Origin of the sequence: Lysobacter sp. TAF61, assembly GCF_052113485.1 — a bacterium.
Classification (GTDB): domain Bacteria; phylum Pseudomonadota; class Gammaproteobacteria; order Xanthomonadales; family Xanthomonadaceae; genus Lysobacter_J.
On record NZ_JBFRDH010000003.1, the window covers coordinates 171,154 to 186,345 of the forward strand.

General features: G+C 67.4%; 17 protein-coding genes. 8 read left to right on the forward strand and 9 right to left on the reverse strand.

All coding sequences use genetic code 11. The features are described from left to right. Positions 1 to 75: 75 nt before the first annotated feature. The 6 genes from AB4Y64_RS08390 to AB4Y64_RS08415 all read left to right on the forward strand — a co-directional run bounded on the left by AB4Y64_RS08390 (position 76) and on the right by AB4Y64_RS08415 (position 7,010). Positions 76 to 1,626 carry a hypothetical protein gene (locus AB4Y64_RS08390; protein ID WP_441815996.1) on the forward strand — a complete coding sequence of 517 codons (1,551 nt, stop codon included), beginning with the start codon at positions 76 to 78 and terminating at the stop codon, positions 1,624 to 1,626. A 32-nt stretch (positions 1,627 to 1,658) separates the two neighbouring features. After that, the gene (locus tag AB4Y64_RS08395; protein WP_441815997.1) at positions 1,659 to 2,459 is read left to right on the forward strand and encodes a hypothetical protein; all 801 of its coding nucleotides are present in this window, start codon (positions 1,659 to 1,661) and stop codon (positions 2,457 to 2,459) included. After that, the gene (locus AB4Y64_RS08400; protein WP_441815998.1) at positions 2,420 to 4,984 is read left to right on the forward strand and encodes an alpha/beta hydrolase family protein; all 2,565 of its coding nucleotides are present in this window, start codon (positions 2,420 to 2,422) and stop codon (positions 4,982 to 4,984) included. The genes AB4Y64_RS08395 and AB4Y64_RS08400 overlap by 40 nt, the downstream gene beginning before the upstream one ends. A gap of 95 nt (positions 4,985 to 5,079) precedes the next feature. Beyond that, positions 5,080 to 5,508, forward strand: coding sequence for a GFA family protein (locus AB4Y64_RS08405; protein WP_441815999.1), 429 nt, complete (start codon positions 5,080 to 5,082; stop codon positions 5,506 to 5,508). Positions 5,509 to 5,671: 163 nt separating this feature from the next. After that, a complete protein-coding gene (locus tag AB4Y64_RS08410) occupies positions 5,672 to 6,529 on the forward strand; it encodes a PA4780 family RIO1-like protein kinase (RefSeq protein ID WP_441816000.1) in 858 nt (285 codons plus the stop codon). Between the two features lie 10 nt (positions 6,530 to 6,539). Continuing rightward, on the forward strand, positions 6,540 to 7,010 hold the full coding sequence (locus AB4Y64_RS08415) for a DUF1456 family protein (RefSeq protein ID WP_441816001.1): 471 nt from the start codon (positions 6,540 to 6,542) through the stop codon (positions 7,008 to 7,010). 4 nt (positions 7,011 to 7,014) lie between these two features. Here AB4Y64_RS08415 and AB4Y64_RS08420 read toward each other — a convergent pair whose 3' ends face one another. Further along, on the reverse strand, positions 7,015 to 7,740 hold the full coding sequence (locus tag AB4Y64_RS08420; RefSeq protein WP_441816002.1) for an rRNA pseudouridine synthase: 726 nt from the start codon (positions 7,738 to 7,740) through the stop codon (positions 7,015 to 7,017). Positions 7,741 to 7,797: 57 nt separating this feature from the next. After that, complete coding sequence (locus AB4Y64_RS08425) at positions 7,798 to 9,096, reverse strand: GAF domain-containing sensor histidine kinase (protein ID WP_441816003.1); 1,299 nt, start codon at positions 9,094 to 9,096, stop codon at positions 7,798 to 7,800. Positions 9,097 to 9,227: 131 nt separating this feature from the next. On the opposite strand from AB4Y64_RS08425, the gene AB4Y64_RS08430 reads away from it, so the two are divergent. Beyond that, positions 9,228 to 9,527 carry a hypothetical protein gene (locus AB4Y64_RS08430; protein WP_441816004.1) on the forward strand — a complete coding sequence of 100 codons (300 nt, stop codon included), beginning with the start codon at positions 9,228 to 9,230 and terminating at the stop codon, positions 9,525 to 9,527. Between the two features lie 13 nt (positions 9,528 to 9,540). On the opposite strand, the gene AB4Y64_RS08435 is transcribed toward AB4Y64_RS08430, so the two are convergent. From AB4Y64_RS08435 to AB4Y64_RS08450, 4 genes are all read right to left on the reverse strand, one after another. Next, a complete protein-coding gene (locus tag AB4Y64_RS08435) occupies positions 9,541 to 10,443 on the reverse strand; it encodes a hypothetical protein (RefSeq protein WP_441816005.1) in 903 nt (300 codons plus the stop codon). An 85-nt stretch (positions 10,444 to 10,528) separates the two neighbouring features. Further along, on the reverse strand, positions 10,529 to 11,188 hold the full coding sequence (locus AB4Y64_RS08440; RefSeq protein ID WP_441816006.1) for a glutathione S-transferase family protein: 660 nt from the start codon (positions 11,186 to 11,188) through the stop codon (positions 10,529 to 10,531). Positions 11,189 to 11,252: 64 nt separating this feature from the next. After that, positions 11,253 to 12,071 carry a TIGR04325 family methyltransferase gene (locus tag AB4Y64_RS08445; protein ID WP_441816007.1) on the reverse strand — a complete coding sequence of 273 codons (819 nt, stop codon included), beginning with the start codon at positions 12,069 to 12,071 and terminating at the stop codon, positions 11,253 to 11,255. Between the two features lie 83 nt (positions 12,072 to 12,154). Continuing rightward, positions 12,155 to 13,243: a tetratricopeptide repeat protein gene (locus AB4Y64_RS08450; protein WP_441816008.1), complete on the reverse strand. Its 1,089-nt coding sequence runs from the start codon at positions 13,241 to 13,243 to the stop codon at positions 12,155 to 12,157. A gap of 159 nt (positions 13,244 to 13,402) precedes the next feature. Here AB4Y64_RS08450 and AB4Y64_RS08455 point away from each other — a divergent pair, with 159 nt between their 5' ends. Next, entirely contained in the window at positions 13,403 to 13,669 is a 267-nt protein-coding gene (locus AB4Y64_RS08455) for a DksA/TraR family C4-type zinc finger protein (RefSeq protein WP_441816009.1), read from the forward strand. A 36-nt stretch (positions 13,670 to 13,705) separates the two neighbouring features. Here AB4Y64_RS08455 and AB4Y64_RS08460 read toward each other — a convergent pair whose 3' ends face one another. The 3 genes from AB4Y64_RS08460 to AB4Y64_RS08470 all read right to left on the reverse strand — a co-directional run bounded on the left by AB4Y64_RS08460 (position 13,706) and on the right by AB4Y64_RS08470 (position 15,173). Continuing rightward, entirely contained in the window at positions 13,706 to 14,074 is a 369-nt protein-coding gene (locus AB4Y64_RS08460) for a VOC family protein (RefSeq protein WP_441816010.1), read from the reverse strand. A 30-nt stretch (positions 14,075 to 14,104) separates the two neighbouring features. Further along, the gene (locus AB4Y64_RS08465; protein WP_441816011.1) at positions 14,105 to 14,539 is read right to left on the reverse strand and encodes a YybH family protein; all 435 of its coding nucleotides are present in this window, start codon (positions 14,537 to 14,539) and stop codon (positions 14,105 to 14,107) included. Positions 14,540 to 14,639: 100 nt separating this feature from the next. Continuing rightward, positions 14,640 to 15,173, reverse strand: coding sequence for a GNAT family N-acetyltransferase (locus AB4Y64_RS08470; protein ID WP_441816012.1), 534 nt, complete (start codon positions 15,171 to 15,173; stop codon positions 14,640 to 14,642). Positions 15,174 to 15,192: the final 19 nt, after the last annotated feature.

Sequence of the window (15,192 nt, forward strand, 5' to 3'; positions counted from 1 at the left end):
CCGGGACTGCGACAAAGTCTCACCCCCGCTGACATCCCCCGGCGGGTGCGCTAGCGTTGCCGCCAGGGGGAACACATGACACGGACACGTACAGTCTTCGCAGGGATCGCGCTGGGCAGCGCCATCCTTATCGGCGCCGGCCAGGCCCGCGCCGGGAATCCACCGGCGCCTTTGAAGCCGCCGCCGGAGTTCGCCCAGTACATCGCCGGCGTCCGCAAGGCCGACGCGATCGAAAACGCCGAGGCGCGCTGCAATGCCTATCCCGACCTGCCGGGCAACCAATGGCGGGCCGGTGCGGCGCAGGGTCGTTGCTCGATCCTGCGCGCGCCCGCCTGGTCGCTCGACGACATCGACCGCCTGCTGGCGACACCCGAGGGCGTGGCCGAGCTGGAGCGGGGCTTTGCCGCGCTGCTCGATGCCCACTACAAGGATCAGTCGCAGCGCGAGCAGATCTTCATCGCCCTCAACGTGTTTGACGGTGACGACCGCGCCGGCGAGATCGCACGGCGCTGGCTGAAGCTGGCCCCCGACAGCGCGTTCGCCAATACCGCCAGCGGCGTCTACCTGGGCGGCGCCGGCTGGAAGGCGCGCGGTACCGCGTACATCGGCAAGACCCCGGCCGAGCAGGTCGAGCGCATGGGCCAGTTCTTCGCCCAGGCGGTGCCGTTGTACGTGAAGGCGCTGGAAATCGAGCCGCGCCTGAGCGTGGCCTGCTACAAGCTCAACGCCATCGGCCGCAGCAGCTCCAGCGCGCTCGAGGAGTACGCGCGCGCCCACTGCATGAAGGTCGATCCGGACTCCTACTTCCTGGCGCTGGAGTGGATCACCTCGGCGCAGCCGCGCTGGGGCGGCTCGGAAGAGAAACTGCGCCGGGCGGTGGCCTATGCGGCCGCGCGCACCGATCGCAATCCGCTGCTGGGCGCATTGCTGGGCGAGGACACAGGCGACAAGGCTTCGCTGGCCAACGACTACGGCGCGGTGATCGACGACCTGATCGGGGCGGCGCGCATGGGGCCCAGCGCGTCACTGACCGGAATGGCCGGTGGCGGTTACTGGAACAAGGACGACCCATGGCCCGCGGTGGTCTATTACTCGCAGGCCACGCGCTTCCGGCCGGATGAGGCGCGTTACCGGTTCGGCCGCGCCTCGGTGCTTTATTACTACCTGTACGACGCGGCCTGGGCGCGCTCGGACATGCTCGTCGCGGTGAAGCTTGAGCCGGACAACGCCAAGTTCAACTGGCTGCTCGGCCTGGCAACCGAAGACGTGAAGGGAACGAAGGAGGCGCGCCCGTACTACAAGCGCGCCATGACCGTGGAGTATCGCCAGCGTGCGATGCAGCGCTACTGCGAGACCTACATGATCCCGCAGATCCAGCCCGAATCGCTGGCATGCTCGCGCGGCCTGGTGGAGGAGTTCCCGCGTTCGGCCGAGGCCTGGGGGACGCGCGCCTTTTCGCTGATCAATGCCGAAGATCCGGCGGCACTGCAGGCCGTCGAGCGGTACCGGGAACTGGCCGATCCGAACAACAGGGACCATCAGGTCAATCTCGAATCAATGAAGGTCTGGCAGGCGCATGCCGCGCCGCGCGGTGCGGCGAAGGGCGGCAAGCGGGTCGCGCCGTGACGAAGCAGACGGATGGGAAGCTCGTGCATCGGATGGGGAAACGCCTCGCGCTCCGCGCCGGCCTGATCGTGTCGATCGCGGCCGCCTGCGCATCGCTGACCGCGGCCAATGCGAACAATGCGCCCGAGCGGCCCGCGGCGACGGCGGCCGACCAGTTGGTGCTGCCGCCGGACGGCAAGGTCGGCGATGAAACCTTTGGCCAGTTGACGGCGCGCTGGTGGCAATGGGCCGACCACGTGGACATACCTCCGTACCTGGATCCCGATGGACGCTTTTGCGAGATCGGCCAGGAAGGGCCGGTCTGGTTCCTCGCCGGTACCGATGGCACCTTCAACGCGCATCGCGAGTGCGTGGTGCCGGAAGGTCGCTACTTGCTGGTGCCGATCATCAACATGCTCCAAGGCAGCAACGACAAGGGTTTGCCGTTGCCGTGCGCCGTGCTGCAGGGTGCTGCGGCGGTGAACAACGAACGCCTGGCCAGTGCGGTGGCGTTGATCGATGGCGTGCCGGTGACGGACGTCGCCCGCTTCCGCGTGCGCAGTGACGGCTGCTTCGCGCTGCAACCGGGCCACGCCAGTGGTCTGACGGCGGCGGATGGCTACTGGCTGCTGATCAAGCCGCTGCCCACCGGCCGCCACACGCTGACGATCGGCGCGAACTACGACAGCGACGACAGCGGCTACGGAAAAATGGTGCAGAACTTCGAGTACGTGCTGCACGTCGGGGGCAGGACGGACCTGGCAGTGGTTGGCCACGGGGTTCCGGGCAGGGCGGCACACACAGGGGATATCGCATGCAGCACGGGATGTCCGGCGCGCGGCGCCGGGGGCTGATCGGGACATGGCGGGCGCTGCTCGCCATCGGGATGTTGCTGGTGGCGCTGGACTGCGCCGCCATGCGCAAGATCGATCCCGGCGAGGACCCCAGACTGGCCGCCGATGAAGGCCTGGTGGTGCTGTCGGTCGATGCCAGCGCGCCAATCCTGGCGGTGCGCGTGCGTGACGACCATGGCGTCGCCGCGGTGCTCAACTACATCGTGCCCGGTCGCAATGTCAGCCTGTATGCGGCCAAGGCCGGCGATTACCGCTGGGCCGAGATGGATCTGTCCAACGGCTGGTGGCGCATGCGTTACACCGTGACCTCGGACGAATACCGCTTCAAGGTCACCGCCGGAAAGATCGTCTACCCCGGCGACCTGATCCTGCGCCCGACCAGCTGGACGTCGACGCACTTCCATATCGCCAACCGCTCGCTGCCGATCATCGACTGGCTGGAGAAGGAGCATGCGGACGTGTATCCGCGCATGACCTTCGAGTACTCCGGCCTGTACCCGGATCCATTCCCCGAGTTCTACCGCACCGCGCGCGCCGGCAATGCCACGCCGTCGGAGAAGCTCAACGGCGGCCGGGAACCGCCCAAACCAATCGCCGTGCCGATCCCGGCCGATGTGATGTGGAAGCCGGACCGCGTGTCCGCGGTCGCCATCAATGGCGAAGGCGACTTGCTGGCCGAAACCGTCCGCGACGAGAACGGCAAGTGGGGCATCAATCTGGTCGACCTGGTCGAAGGCGCCGAGCAGCGCCTGACCACGTCCATCTATGCGGCCGACGAGCTGACGTGGAAGGACAGCCGCACGCTGATCGCCGCCAGTGGCAACGACTCGTCTGCCTACACCGTGTTCCGCATCGGTCCCGGCAGCAACGGCAAGCACAGCATCCAACGCCTGCCGATCGGCGGCACCGGCACGATCGTCGACATGCTGCCGGGGGATCCGTACCACATCCTGTTCGCGGGGTACGACAGCCGTGGCGAGCTGGTGGTGCACCGGGTCGAGCTGGTCGGCGACAAGGAGATCTCCGGCTTCCGCACTGCCAGGAGTCGCGACCGGCTGAACGTGGGCGTCAGCAAGGACGTGGCATGGCTGGCCGACGGCTACGGCAACCTGCGCGCCGCCATTGTGGTCCGCAACGAGACCGCCGTGCTCATGCACGGCCGCGATGGCGTCTACCAGGAAGTGCTTAGCCTGCAGGCCGAAGGCGGGTTCAGCCCGGCCGGGCTCTCGTACGACGGCGAAACGATCTACGGCTACACCGACGACGGCCGCACCCAGCGTGATCTGGTGGCCTTCGATCCGGCGACGCGCAAGGTCTCGCGCACGATCTTCAGCAAGCCCGGCGTGGACATCCTCAGTACGGTCTTCAACGTGCGGCGCGAGCCGGTGGCCGTGCGTTACTACCAGTCCGGTCGCCTGGTCACCGAGTACTTCGACCAGGCCAACCGCGATGTCTACCAGACGTTGCAGTCGGCCTTTCCCGGTCGCAACGTCGCGGTGCTCGATCGCAACCGCGACAACACGCAGTTGATCCTGTGGGTGGACGCGGCCGACCACCCGCCCGAGCTCTATCACATGGATCTGACCGGCAAGCGCGCCTCGCTGCTGGACGCCGTGGCGCCGCAGCTGAGCGACATCGCCTTCGCGCCCGCGCACGTGCTCGAAGTGAAGAGCGGCGATGGCCTGCCGATCGAAGCCTTCCTGACCCTGCCGCCGGGCGATGGCAAGCGCCCGCTGGTGGTGTTTCCGCACGGCGGTCCGATTGGCGTGAGCGACAGCCTCACGTTCAATCGCGAGGTGCAGTACATCGCCGCGCAGGGCTATGCGGTGCTGCAGGTGAACTTCCGCGGTTCCGATGGCTACGGAAAGGCCTTCCGCGAGGCCGGGCATCGCAACTACGGCCGTCTCATCGAGGACGACATCGACGCGGCGATCCGCGCGGCCGCGGCGGCCTATCCGCTGGACGAATCGCGCATGTGCACCCTGGGTTCCAGCTACGGCGGTTACTCGGCGATGGTGTCGGCCGTGCGTTGGCCAGGCCGCTTCCGCTGTGCGATCTCGCTGTCGGGTGTGAGCGACCGGGCGCTGCGCTTCACCGCCAGCGACAACGTGCGTTCAGCGCAGGCGCGACAGATCCTGGAACGCATCATGGGCGATCCACGCACCGACATGGCCCAGATGCAGGCCACCTCGCCGCTGTATCACTTCCGCGAACTGACGCTGCCGGTGATGCTGGTGCATGGCCGCGAAGACGAGCGCGTGGATTTCGAGCACACCCGCCGCCTGGTGCGCATGTTCAATCTCGAACAGCACCCGCCGGTGCTGCTGGCGTTCCCGGACATGGGCCACAGCTTCTTCAACCGTGTCGCGATCGACATCGCCTGGACCGGGATTGCCGGCTTCCTGCAGCAGAACCTGGGCAGCACGCAGGCCATCACGGACGCCGAGGCCAAGGCCAAGGCCAAGGCCGCGCCGGTGGTGGGCGCGCCGGCGGCCGCCGCCTCGGGGCAGGGTGGCGGGAAGTAGGCGCCAGGCCTGTCCGACCCGGCCGCCGCAGCGCGTTGCGGTTGGTGGCAGGCACGCATCGCGCGCGGCCTGTGTCATCCAACCGGAGCGTTGCCATGGGCGATACGCACGTCGGAAGCTGCTTCTGCGGCGCGGTGGGGGTCGAGGTCAGCGGCGAGCCGGAGGCGATGGGCTACTGCCATTGCGGGTCCTGCCGCAGCTGGTCGGCCGGGCCGGTCAATGCGTTCTCGCTGTGGAAGCCGGAGAACGTCAGGGTCACCCGCGGCGCGGAACTGGTCGGTCATTTCGCCAAGACGCCGGCCAGCGATCGCCAGTACTGCAGCCGCTGCGGCGGCCACCTGATGACCAACCACCCGGGATTTGGCCTGGTCGACGTCTATGCCGCGACCATCCCGACCCTGGCCTTCGCGCCGGCGGTCCACGTCAACTACGGCGAGACCGTGCTGCCGATGAAGGACGGGCTGCCAAAGCTGAAGGACTTCCCCGCGGCCCTGGGCGGCTCGGGGGAAACGCTGCCGGAATAGGCCCGCAGGGGCCTCTCCCGGGCCTGACTGGGCCCGGGAATGAACAGGCCGGGCCTGCGCAAGGGCCCGGACGGGTCCTGACACGGCGGGCGTGCGAGAATGCGCCCCCGATTCGCGCCGCTCCCGTCCCTCCTTTGGGGCTGCCACCATTGCCCTGGATTCCATGAAGACCCCCACCGCGCTGCAGGCGCTGATCGACGACGGCGTGATCGACGAGGTTCTGCGTCCGCTCAAGAGCGGCAAGGAAGCGGCGGTGTTCGTGGTGCGCAGCGGCGAGGACGTCCGCTGCGCGAAGGTCTACAAGGACATGGCGCAGCGCAGCTTCCAGCAGCGCGTGCAGTACCAGGAAGGCCGCAAGGTCCGCGGCAGCCGCGAGGCGCGCGCGATCGGAAAGGCCAGCAAGTACGGCCGCAAGCAGCAGGAAACCGCCTGGAAGAACACCGAGGTCGATGCGCTGTACCAGTTGCGCGAGGCCGGTGTGCGAGTGCCCGAACCGCACGGCTATTTCCATGGCGTGCTGGTGATGGAGCTGGTCACCGATGCCGAGGGTTTCTCGGCGCCGCGCCTGGGCGAGGTCGAGCTGACGGCGGAGCAGGCGCGCCAGTTCCACACGGTGCTGATGCGCCAAGTCGTGCTGATGCTGTGCTGCGGCCTGATCCATGGCGACCTTTCGGCGTACAACGTACTGGTCGGGCCGAACGGCCCGGTGGTGATCGACTTCCCGCAGGTGGTGAGCGCGGCGGGCAACAACGCCGCCCGGCAGATGCTGCTGCGCGACGTCAACAACCTCACCGCCAATCTCGGCCGCTGGGCGCCCGAGCTGTTCGATACCTGGTACGGCGAGGAAATGTGGGCCCTGTTCGAGGCCGGCACGCTGCTGCCCGATACCGTGCTGACCGGCAAGTTCACGCATGACGAGCGCCGCGTCGACCTCGACAGCGTCCGTGACGCGATCAACGAGGCCCGCGACGAGGCGCTGATCCGCCAGCAGGGCCGCGAAGCAGCGGCGCTGGCCGACTGAGGGCACGACCATGATCAACAACGACGTACTGCGCAGCATCCGCTACATGCTCGACCTGAGCGACATCAAGGTCGTGGAGATCACCAGGCTGGCCGACCCGGAGTTCCCGATCGAGAAGGCCGACGTGCTGGCGTTCCTGCGCCGCGAGGACGATCCGGACTACGTCGAGTGCAGCAGCCGCGTGCTCGCGCATTTCCTCGACGGCCTGGTGATCCAGCTGCGCGGGCGCGACGAGAGCATTCCGCCACGCCCGGTCGAGAAGCGGGTGACCAACAACGTGGTGCTGAAGAAGCTGCGCGTGGCGTTCGAGCTGAAGGACACCGACATGCACGAGACGTTCGCGGCGGCGGGTTTCCCGGTGTCCAAGCCTGAGCTGACCGCGCTGTTCCGGCAGAGCACGCACAAGAACTTCCGCCTGTGCGGCGACCAGATGCTGCGCAATTTCCTCAAGGGCCTGACGCTGCGCGTGCGCGGCGGCTGAGACGCTAGAAGCGCGCACTCACCGGCACGTACCGCCACTGACCCACTGGCATCTTGGTCAGCGGGATCTTGCCGACGCGCAGGCGGCGGATCGCCACGACGTCCAGCCCGACCTGCGCGCACATGTCCTGCAACTGCCCGGGGCGCACGGCCTTGATGGCGAAGCGCAGGCGGATCTCGTTCTGCCAGCTCACCTTGCACGGCGCCAGTTCGCGGCCCTGGTAGCGCAGGCCGCCGTTGTTGAGGCGGTGCAGGCCATAGGGCGCGATCTCGCCGGCAACCTCGACGACGTATTCGTGTTCGATCTGGTCGGCGTCTTCGGTCAGGCGGCGCCAGACGCGGCCGTCCTGGGTCAGCACCATCAGGCCGCTGGCGTCGCGGTCCAGCGGCACCAGCGGCGTCAGCCGGACGAAGTGGCGCTGAAGCAGGCGCACGCCGCTGGGGTCTTCGGCCCAGCGGGTGTCCGGGGTGACCAGGCCCACGGCTTCGGTACGGCCGCTGATGGCATCGATTCCGACCGGTTTGTGGAACACGATCGTGGCCGGCTCGGGCTGTTCCAGCACCGCCTCGGGGTCCAGCTCGACCGTTTCGCCGGCCACCATGTGCTGCGGCGATTCCACGACCTTGCCGTCGACACGGACCCAGCCGCCTTCGATATAGGCCTCGGCATCGGCGCGCGAGCACGCGGCCAGTTCGGCGACGCGGCGGGAAAGGCGGACGGGTTCGGACACGGGACTGCCAGGCGGGACGGGGTGCGTAGTGTAGGCACTCCGGCGCGAGGCGGGGGTTTACGCCGTCTGTGCGGCGCCTGCCCCGGTGCCTGCGAAGGCCGGCATCGCGACCAGCGGCATCTGGAACGTCACCTGCGTTCCCTGGCCGGCCGTGGAGGTCAGCTCCAGCGTGCCGCCGTGGGCGCGGGCGATCTCGGCGGCGATGAACAGCCCCAGCCCCAGGCCCGCGTTTTGCCCGTCCGGCGACAGGCGCTTGTGCGGCTCGAAGATGGTCGGCAGCAGCGACGCCGGTATCGGCTCGCCGCCGTTGCGCACCTGCACGCGCAGCATGCCGCGCGCCTCGTCCGGATGGGTCGCATCGGGCGCATCGATCCTGGCATCGACTTCGATGGACTGGTCCGCGCCACCGTAGGCGACGGCATTGACCAGCACGTTTGCCAGCAACTGCTTCATGCGCTGGCGGTCGCAATTGACCGCGCGGTCGATGGCGATCGACGACACGATCGAGCGTGACGGGTTGGTCGTCGCCACTTCCGCCACGACCCGTCGCAGATCGTCGCCCAGGTCGGCGCCGTGGGTGACGGCCAGCGGCATGCCGACACCGAGCTGGCCGGCGGCGAAATCGAGGATGTCGCGGATCAGCCGGTCCATGCGCTGGCTGCAATCCTCCAGCTGCACGACCAGCGTGCGATCGTCGATGCCGATCGACGGCGACTGCTTGAGCAGGTAGAGGCCGGTGATGATGGCCTGTAGCGGATCGCGCATGTTCTGGCCGAGCGCGGTCACGAACTGCTCGCGCAGCACGGTCACCGCGGTGGCTTCCTTCAACGCGGCCTGGCTGTTGCTGAGGCGGTCTTCGATCTCGAGCTGGCGGCCGATCAGCTCTGCAAACAACTTGAGCGTGCCGACGATGTTCGGATCGTCGAGTTCGGCCGGCGCCGAGTCGATCGCGCACAGCGTGCCGAAGAATGAACCGTCGGTGCGGAAGATCGGAAGGGAGATGTAACTCTCCAGACCGTACAGGCGCGGCGTGTGATGCTGGCCATAGTGCGGATCGGTGCTGGCGTGGCCGAACACGACCGGCTGGTGATGCTGGCGGATCTCGTTGCAGATCGTGGTTTCCAGCGGCAACTCGCCACCGGGTTCGAGCGGGAAGCCGATGGCGTTGCGCACCGCGCAGGCGATCCACTGGCTGTCGGTCACCCGCGCCACGGCGGCGAAGCGCATGCCGGTCATGCGGGTGACCGCTTCGAGGATATTGGGGACGGCGGTGATGCGCGCGATTGCGTCGACGTCGGCAGCGATCGCCTTGCTGTTGATTGCCTTGCTGTCGCCTTCTTTGCCGTCGCGCTGCATGTCCGGGCCCCCAGCCTGGATGAGGCGTGACTCTAGCACCTGCATGACCGTGACCGGCGTTCGTTCAGGTGTGCACACCGGGATCACGCGGCTTTTGAAGACTGGTGACTCGTTCAGATTCTGGAGCCGCCATGGAACCCAGTGCCGTTGCCAATGCCGCCTATACGGCCAACAGCTTCCTGTGGATCTGCATGTTCATCTTCGCCCTGATCCTGTCGGTGCTGTGGATCCTGGTGCCATTCGCGGTATTCGGCATCAAGGGACTGCTGCGCCGCATCGCGCGCAGCCTGGAAGTGATCGAGCAGCAGAACGTCGACCTGCTGGCGCAGTACCGGCAAGCGCCGCGAGTGGCCGAGAGCGTGGTCTATCGCGATGTGCGGCCGGATGGAACGGTCGTGGTGCGCGAGGAGCGCACCGTGCCTCCGGCCTGAGCAAGCGCCGGCCTCAGAATGCGATGCCGGGTCGCAGCAGCAGCTGGAACACCAGCAGCAGCGCGACCACGGCGAGCAGCAGCTTGAGGTTCGACGCCGCACCCGTGCCGCGTGCCGCCGGTACGCGCAGGCGCCATGCGCCGGTCTGCATCCACACGATTCCGATCAGTCCCACCAGTACCGGCAGCAGCACCACTTCGATTGCTTCGCGCGGCACGCGGAACGGGATCACCAGCAATGTTCCGAGGATCACCGGCAGCGTCGCCACCTGGAACATGAAGCGCGTGCGGGTGCCGGGCGTCGCGATCCGGGCCGGATTGTCGGCCAGGGCAAGCAGCGGGCGTGCGAGCCAGGTTGCGGCCAGTGGCATCACGGCCAGGGCCAGCAGCGCGGCAATGGTCTTCGTCGTCGCGCCAAGCTGCAGGTAATCCATTGCCATGCCGACGTCGCTGCCGGAACTCAATGCGCCGATCACGACCTGCGGCAAGGCCATGAACAGCCCGCAATAGGCCATCCAGATCAGGAACAGGCGCAGTGGCGTCGAGCTTGTCTTGCGCAGCAATGCCGCGCAGGCCAGTGCGGTGAGAACGGTGGCCACCGCGCCGGTCCCCTGGAACAGGGCGGCGAGCGGATTGTCGCCATTCCAGCTGTGGTTGTTGTGGAACAGCGTCGGATGCAGGCCAGGTGTCATCGCCTTGGGCAGCACCAGGAAAAGTTCCTGGATGAAGAACGTCAGGTTGAAGGCGATGGTGTAGAGCAGTGCCGAGTTGATCGTCAGCGCCACGTCCCAATCCGGTTTCGTCGCCGGTTTCGTTGCGGCTGAGGTCTGGTGCGACTTGCCGGACAGGCCGGCCGCAGCCAGTACGGCCGGACCGGCCACCAGCACGATGGCAACTGCTGTTGCGATGGCAACCATGTCGATCCCCGGCGGATTCCAGCATCCGCGAATCGGCGATCATCCCAGCTGGCTGTCGATGCCGCCAGCACTGTCCATGGGCCACTCAATCCCGATCCGGTGCGCCCAGCGGGAAGTAGGAGCGATAGGGCCGTGCCTCGTCGACGGCGCGCGCGAACGACGGCCGTGCCAGCAGGCGGCGCCGATAAGCGTGGACGGTGGGGAAGGCATCGCCGATGGCATGGGTCCAGTCGGCGTAGAACAGGAACGGCGCCGCGCCACAGTCGGCCAGGCTGAAGTCGTCGCCGGCGGCCCATTGCCGGCCCTGCAGCTTCTTCTCCAGCCAGGCGTAGGCAGTTTCGAGCATGGCGCGCGCTTCGGTCACGCCATAGGGATCGCGGTCCTGGGGCGGGCGAATCGCGTCGAACACCACCTTCTGCTGGGGCGTGGAGACGTAGTTGTCGAAGAACCGGTCCATCAGGCGCACTTCGAGCGCGGCGCGCGGATCACGCGGGATCAGCTCGACCGGGCCGGGATGGTACAAGGCCAGGTGCTCGATGATGCAGCTGGCCTCGATGACCGACTGGCCATCGTCGACCAGCACCGGGAAGCGGCGCATCGGCCACATCGCGGTGAGTTCGCGCATGGCCGGACCGTCGGGGTCGTCGAGCAGTCGGAATTCGAACGGGGTGTCGTTCTCGTACAGCGCGGTGAGGGCTTTCTGGCAGTACGAGGAGAAAGGGTGGGCGAACAGCTGCAGGGGCATCGATCAAACTCCAGGCTGGGGTATTGATGATGCGACGAATCAGGGGGGCGCGGATCGACATGCGCTAAGCGCGCCGGAAATAGAACCCCGAGTAGTAGTTGAGCGTGCAGCCGGGCTCGAACGGGACGGTCAGGTTCCGCTCCCAGGAGCTCCACTGGTCCTCGAGCTGGTAGCCAAGCTGCTCCATTGAGGCGATGAACTCCGGCTTGGCCTCGACCCGGTAGGGCAGCACCGCCTCGCCGATGTTCTGCAGGGTGATGAAGCCCCGCTGGGGGTGCATCGGCGTCATGTTGACCAGTACGTGCGGCGGCGGTTCGTCCAGGCGCGCCAGCAGTTCCGGCAGCGTGTATTCGAGGTACTGCAGCGCGCCGCTGCTGATCAGCACATCGTGGCCGCTGGCGGCATCGGGGGTGTCGGCGAAGTCGAGCATTCGGTCCGGGTCATTCTCCTGCGCCCAGGCGCGGCCGGCATCGACCACGGCGGGCACGTCGTGGACCCGCCACTCCATCGATTGCGGGTAGGTCAGGAACCTTCGGAAACCGTAATAGCTCACGCCGATGTGGCCACCCAGGTCGAAGATGCGGTGGCGGCCCTGCGCAAGCAGGCGCGTCAGCCAATGCACGACCGGATAGTCGCTGACGCGGATGCGCTCGTGCCGGTCCAGATAGAGGTTGCCGGTGGCCGGCTGGTCGTAGCTGGTGGGCAGCGACGGCGCGGCGGCCAGTGCCTGTTCGCGCGTTTGGAATGCGCCGAAGTACGAGTTGCCTTCGATGCAGGGCTTGCTGAAGGTGCGCCAGTACAGCGGTTTGCCGATGAGCCGCAGCACGGGCAGTTCCGCCGATTCGACGGCGATGCGGCGTAACTTCCTGGTGACCCAGTTCATGATGCGTCCCGTACTTTCCCCATCCGTTACCTCTCAAACGCAATCGAAGCGCAAAACGGGACGGGCGACGGGGTGCCGCTGCATCAGTGGGTTTCGCGGGTCGCACCCGACAGGCTGTCGAGGCGGGCGCGGTAGGCGGCGCGCGTATCGCCATCACTGAGGGCCTGGGCACGGGCCAGGGCCCTGGCGGCACGACGGGTGTCGCCCACGCGCAGGTAGGTGCGCGCCAGGGCGCCGTAGAAGCGATGCTCGTCGCCGTACAGCTGGATCGCCCGCCGGTAGTGCTGGATGGCCAGCGCGTACTCGCCGGCGCGCTCGTGGTTCACCGCCAACAGGAAGTGATGGAACGGGTCCTGCTGCTGCAGGCGCGCCAGGCGGCGACGGTACTCGGCTTCCAGCTTGGCATCGCCGCGCCGGTTCGCCAGCCCGGCCATGTTGAACAGGGCATTGGTGTTGTCGGGGTCCAGCGAGAGCGCCTTCCTGTAGTCACGTTCGGCCGTGTCTGCATCGCCGGAACGCACCGCCACCACGCCGGCATTGCTCCAGTGATTGGCATAGCCCGGATCGAGCGCGATGGCCTGTTCCAGGTCGCGCCGGGCGACGTCCAGGTCCAGGCGTTCCAGCGCGGCGATACCGAGGTTGTTGTAGTAGTGCGCCAGCAGGCGCGCCTCGGAGATGGGCACGGGCGGATTGCGCGACATGACCGCATCGCGGGCGACGTCGACGCTGTACTGCTTCCCGGAGGCGCGCGCGATCGCGTTGACGTGGTTGCTGCGATAGAGCGTGCCGTCCTCCTGGTGCCAGGCCAGGGTCTGTTCGATTTCCTGCGGCCTGGCGTCGATGCCGCCTTCGCGGGCGAGCGCGAGGAAGAGCAGGGTGAAGGTCAGGCAGTTCGCTTCGCGCGTGGCGTAGGCCTGGGCGACGGTGGTGGTCGCCGTTTCCTTGTAGGTCATGCCCAGGCCTTCAGCGCCGAACATGAAGTCGATGGTGCGTTCCAGCCGCGCCTGCTGCGAGGTGTGTCCGTCCAGCACCTCGGCGTGGAAGCGCGTCCGCAGTTCCGCAGGCAGCGCCATGATCTGTGCCGGCGGCGTGACGTCGGCAACGGTGGCTGCCGTGGCTGCCGGTTCGGGCGCGGCAAGCGCCAGCGTCGCGGCGAGTACCCAACTGAACATGGCCAGACCCTTCGCGCCAGCGGCGCAGGATGGGCTGGCTGGAGTTTAGTCCCGGGCGGGCGGGGTGGCGTGAGTGCATAACGTCATGCCGGGTTGTGCACATTGGTTCAGCCCCCCGGCGCTATGCTCCAGCACCCCGATCCACAGGAGACGACCCCCATGGCCACCGGTTGGGCAGGTGACGGCGCGGTCCAGGACCAGATCGACGCCACCATCAAGGACGCCATCCAGCGCGCCCGCAGCCAGCTCCCGCAGGGGCCTGGCCTGGAGCATTGCGAGGAGTGCGGCAAGCAGATTCCGGAAGCGCGGCGCAAGGCGGTGCCGGGCGTGCGTTTGTGCGTCGACTGCCAGCAGGCGCACGACGAGGAGCAGTCGGGTCACAGCGGCTACAACCGCCGCGGCAGCAAGGACAGCCAGCTGCGCTGAGCCGCTCGCGCGCAGCCCGCCTCGCGGGCGCGCGCCTCACTTCATCGAATGCAGGCCGAACATGTTGCCTTCGGTGTCGATGGCCAGGGCGATGAAGCCGTACTCGCCGATCGAGAACTTCTCCTTGAAGACCGTGCCGCCGTTGCCGGCCACGCGCGCGGCTTCGACCGCGCAGTCGTCACTGATGAAGTAGACCAGGGTGCTGTTGCCACCGGAGGGGAAGCCTTCCATGTAGACGAGCGAGCCGGCGGCGCCGGGCTGGTCGGGCTGCATCGGGAAGGCCCACATCTCGATGCCGGGACTTTCCAGCTTCTCCAGTTTCCGCGCCAGCACGGCTTCGTAGAACGCCCGCGCGCGCGCCATGTCCTGCACGTAGATTTCGAACCAGCCAACGGGATTGCTCATGGGTATCTCCCGGGTAAATGCTGCGTGGTGTCATTCCGTCCGCTTCAGGACGGCCTTGAGGGTGCCATGGTCCACCGGCGCGGAGGTGTGCTCGTGGACGATCTTCCAGCCGTTGCCGCGCTTGCGCAGCGCCATCGTGATGCGGTTGCTGAGCGAGCGCAGCACGCTGCCGTCGCTGGCGGTGGCGGTGTAGGTGAGCAGTGCGTGGCCGATGGCGAGGTCGTCGACCCGGTACGAGTCCGCCTGGTCGAAGGTGACGACGACCGTTTCCTCGCCGATCGACGAGAACCACCCCGTCACCATCCGGCGCCAACCGTCGAGTCCGTTCTGCGACCACGGCCCCCACAGGTCGAAGGCATGCAATTGCGTGTCGTACAGCTGCAGGAATGCGTCGCCGTCCTTGGCGCGGACGGCCGCGCTGTAGCCCTTGAGCGCCTGCAGGAACGGATCATCCACTTGTGGCATGGAAACCTGCGTTATCGAAACGTCCGTCATCGAATCGGCATCTCCGCGGGGGTGGGGATCGATTCTGGCGGCCGTGGCGTAGGGCGGCGTGAGCAGCCGGTCAGTCCCGGCCGGTCAATCCTGTCGCAGCGGCGTGTTCATGAGATCGAGCGAGGAGATCGAGCGAATAGAAGCGTGTGCCGGCTACGTGCGTGTTGTTGTACGGCGGGGTCTCGACGAAACCGAGGCGGCGGTACAGCGCCTGCGCCGATTCCATGCTCGCCAGCGTGTCCAGGCGCAGTTCGCGATAGCCGGCCTGGCGCGCGGTTTCGATCACCGCTTCGACCAGGCGCCTACCGAGTCCAATGCCCTGGTATGCGGGACGGACGTAGAGGCGCTTCATCTCGCCGGTCGATGCGTCCAGCGGTCGCAGTGCGACGCAACCGGCGATGACGTCGCCGACCTGCGCCAGCAGCAGCGCGCCGAGAGGCGGCACGTACGGCGATGGCAGGGCCGCGAGCTCTGATGTGAAACCCTGATACTCGAGATCTGTCCCGATCGCGTCCGCGTACTCGCGATACAGCATCCGCGCCGTGGCGACGAGGTCGGAATCGTGAACCTGCGTGAGCGTGAGGGAGTTGCCGAACGGTTCCATCTGCCTGGGTCCTTCCGGG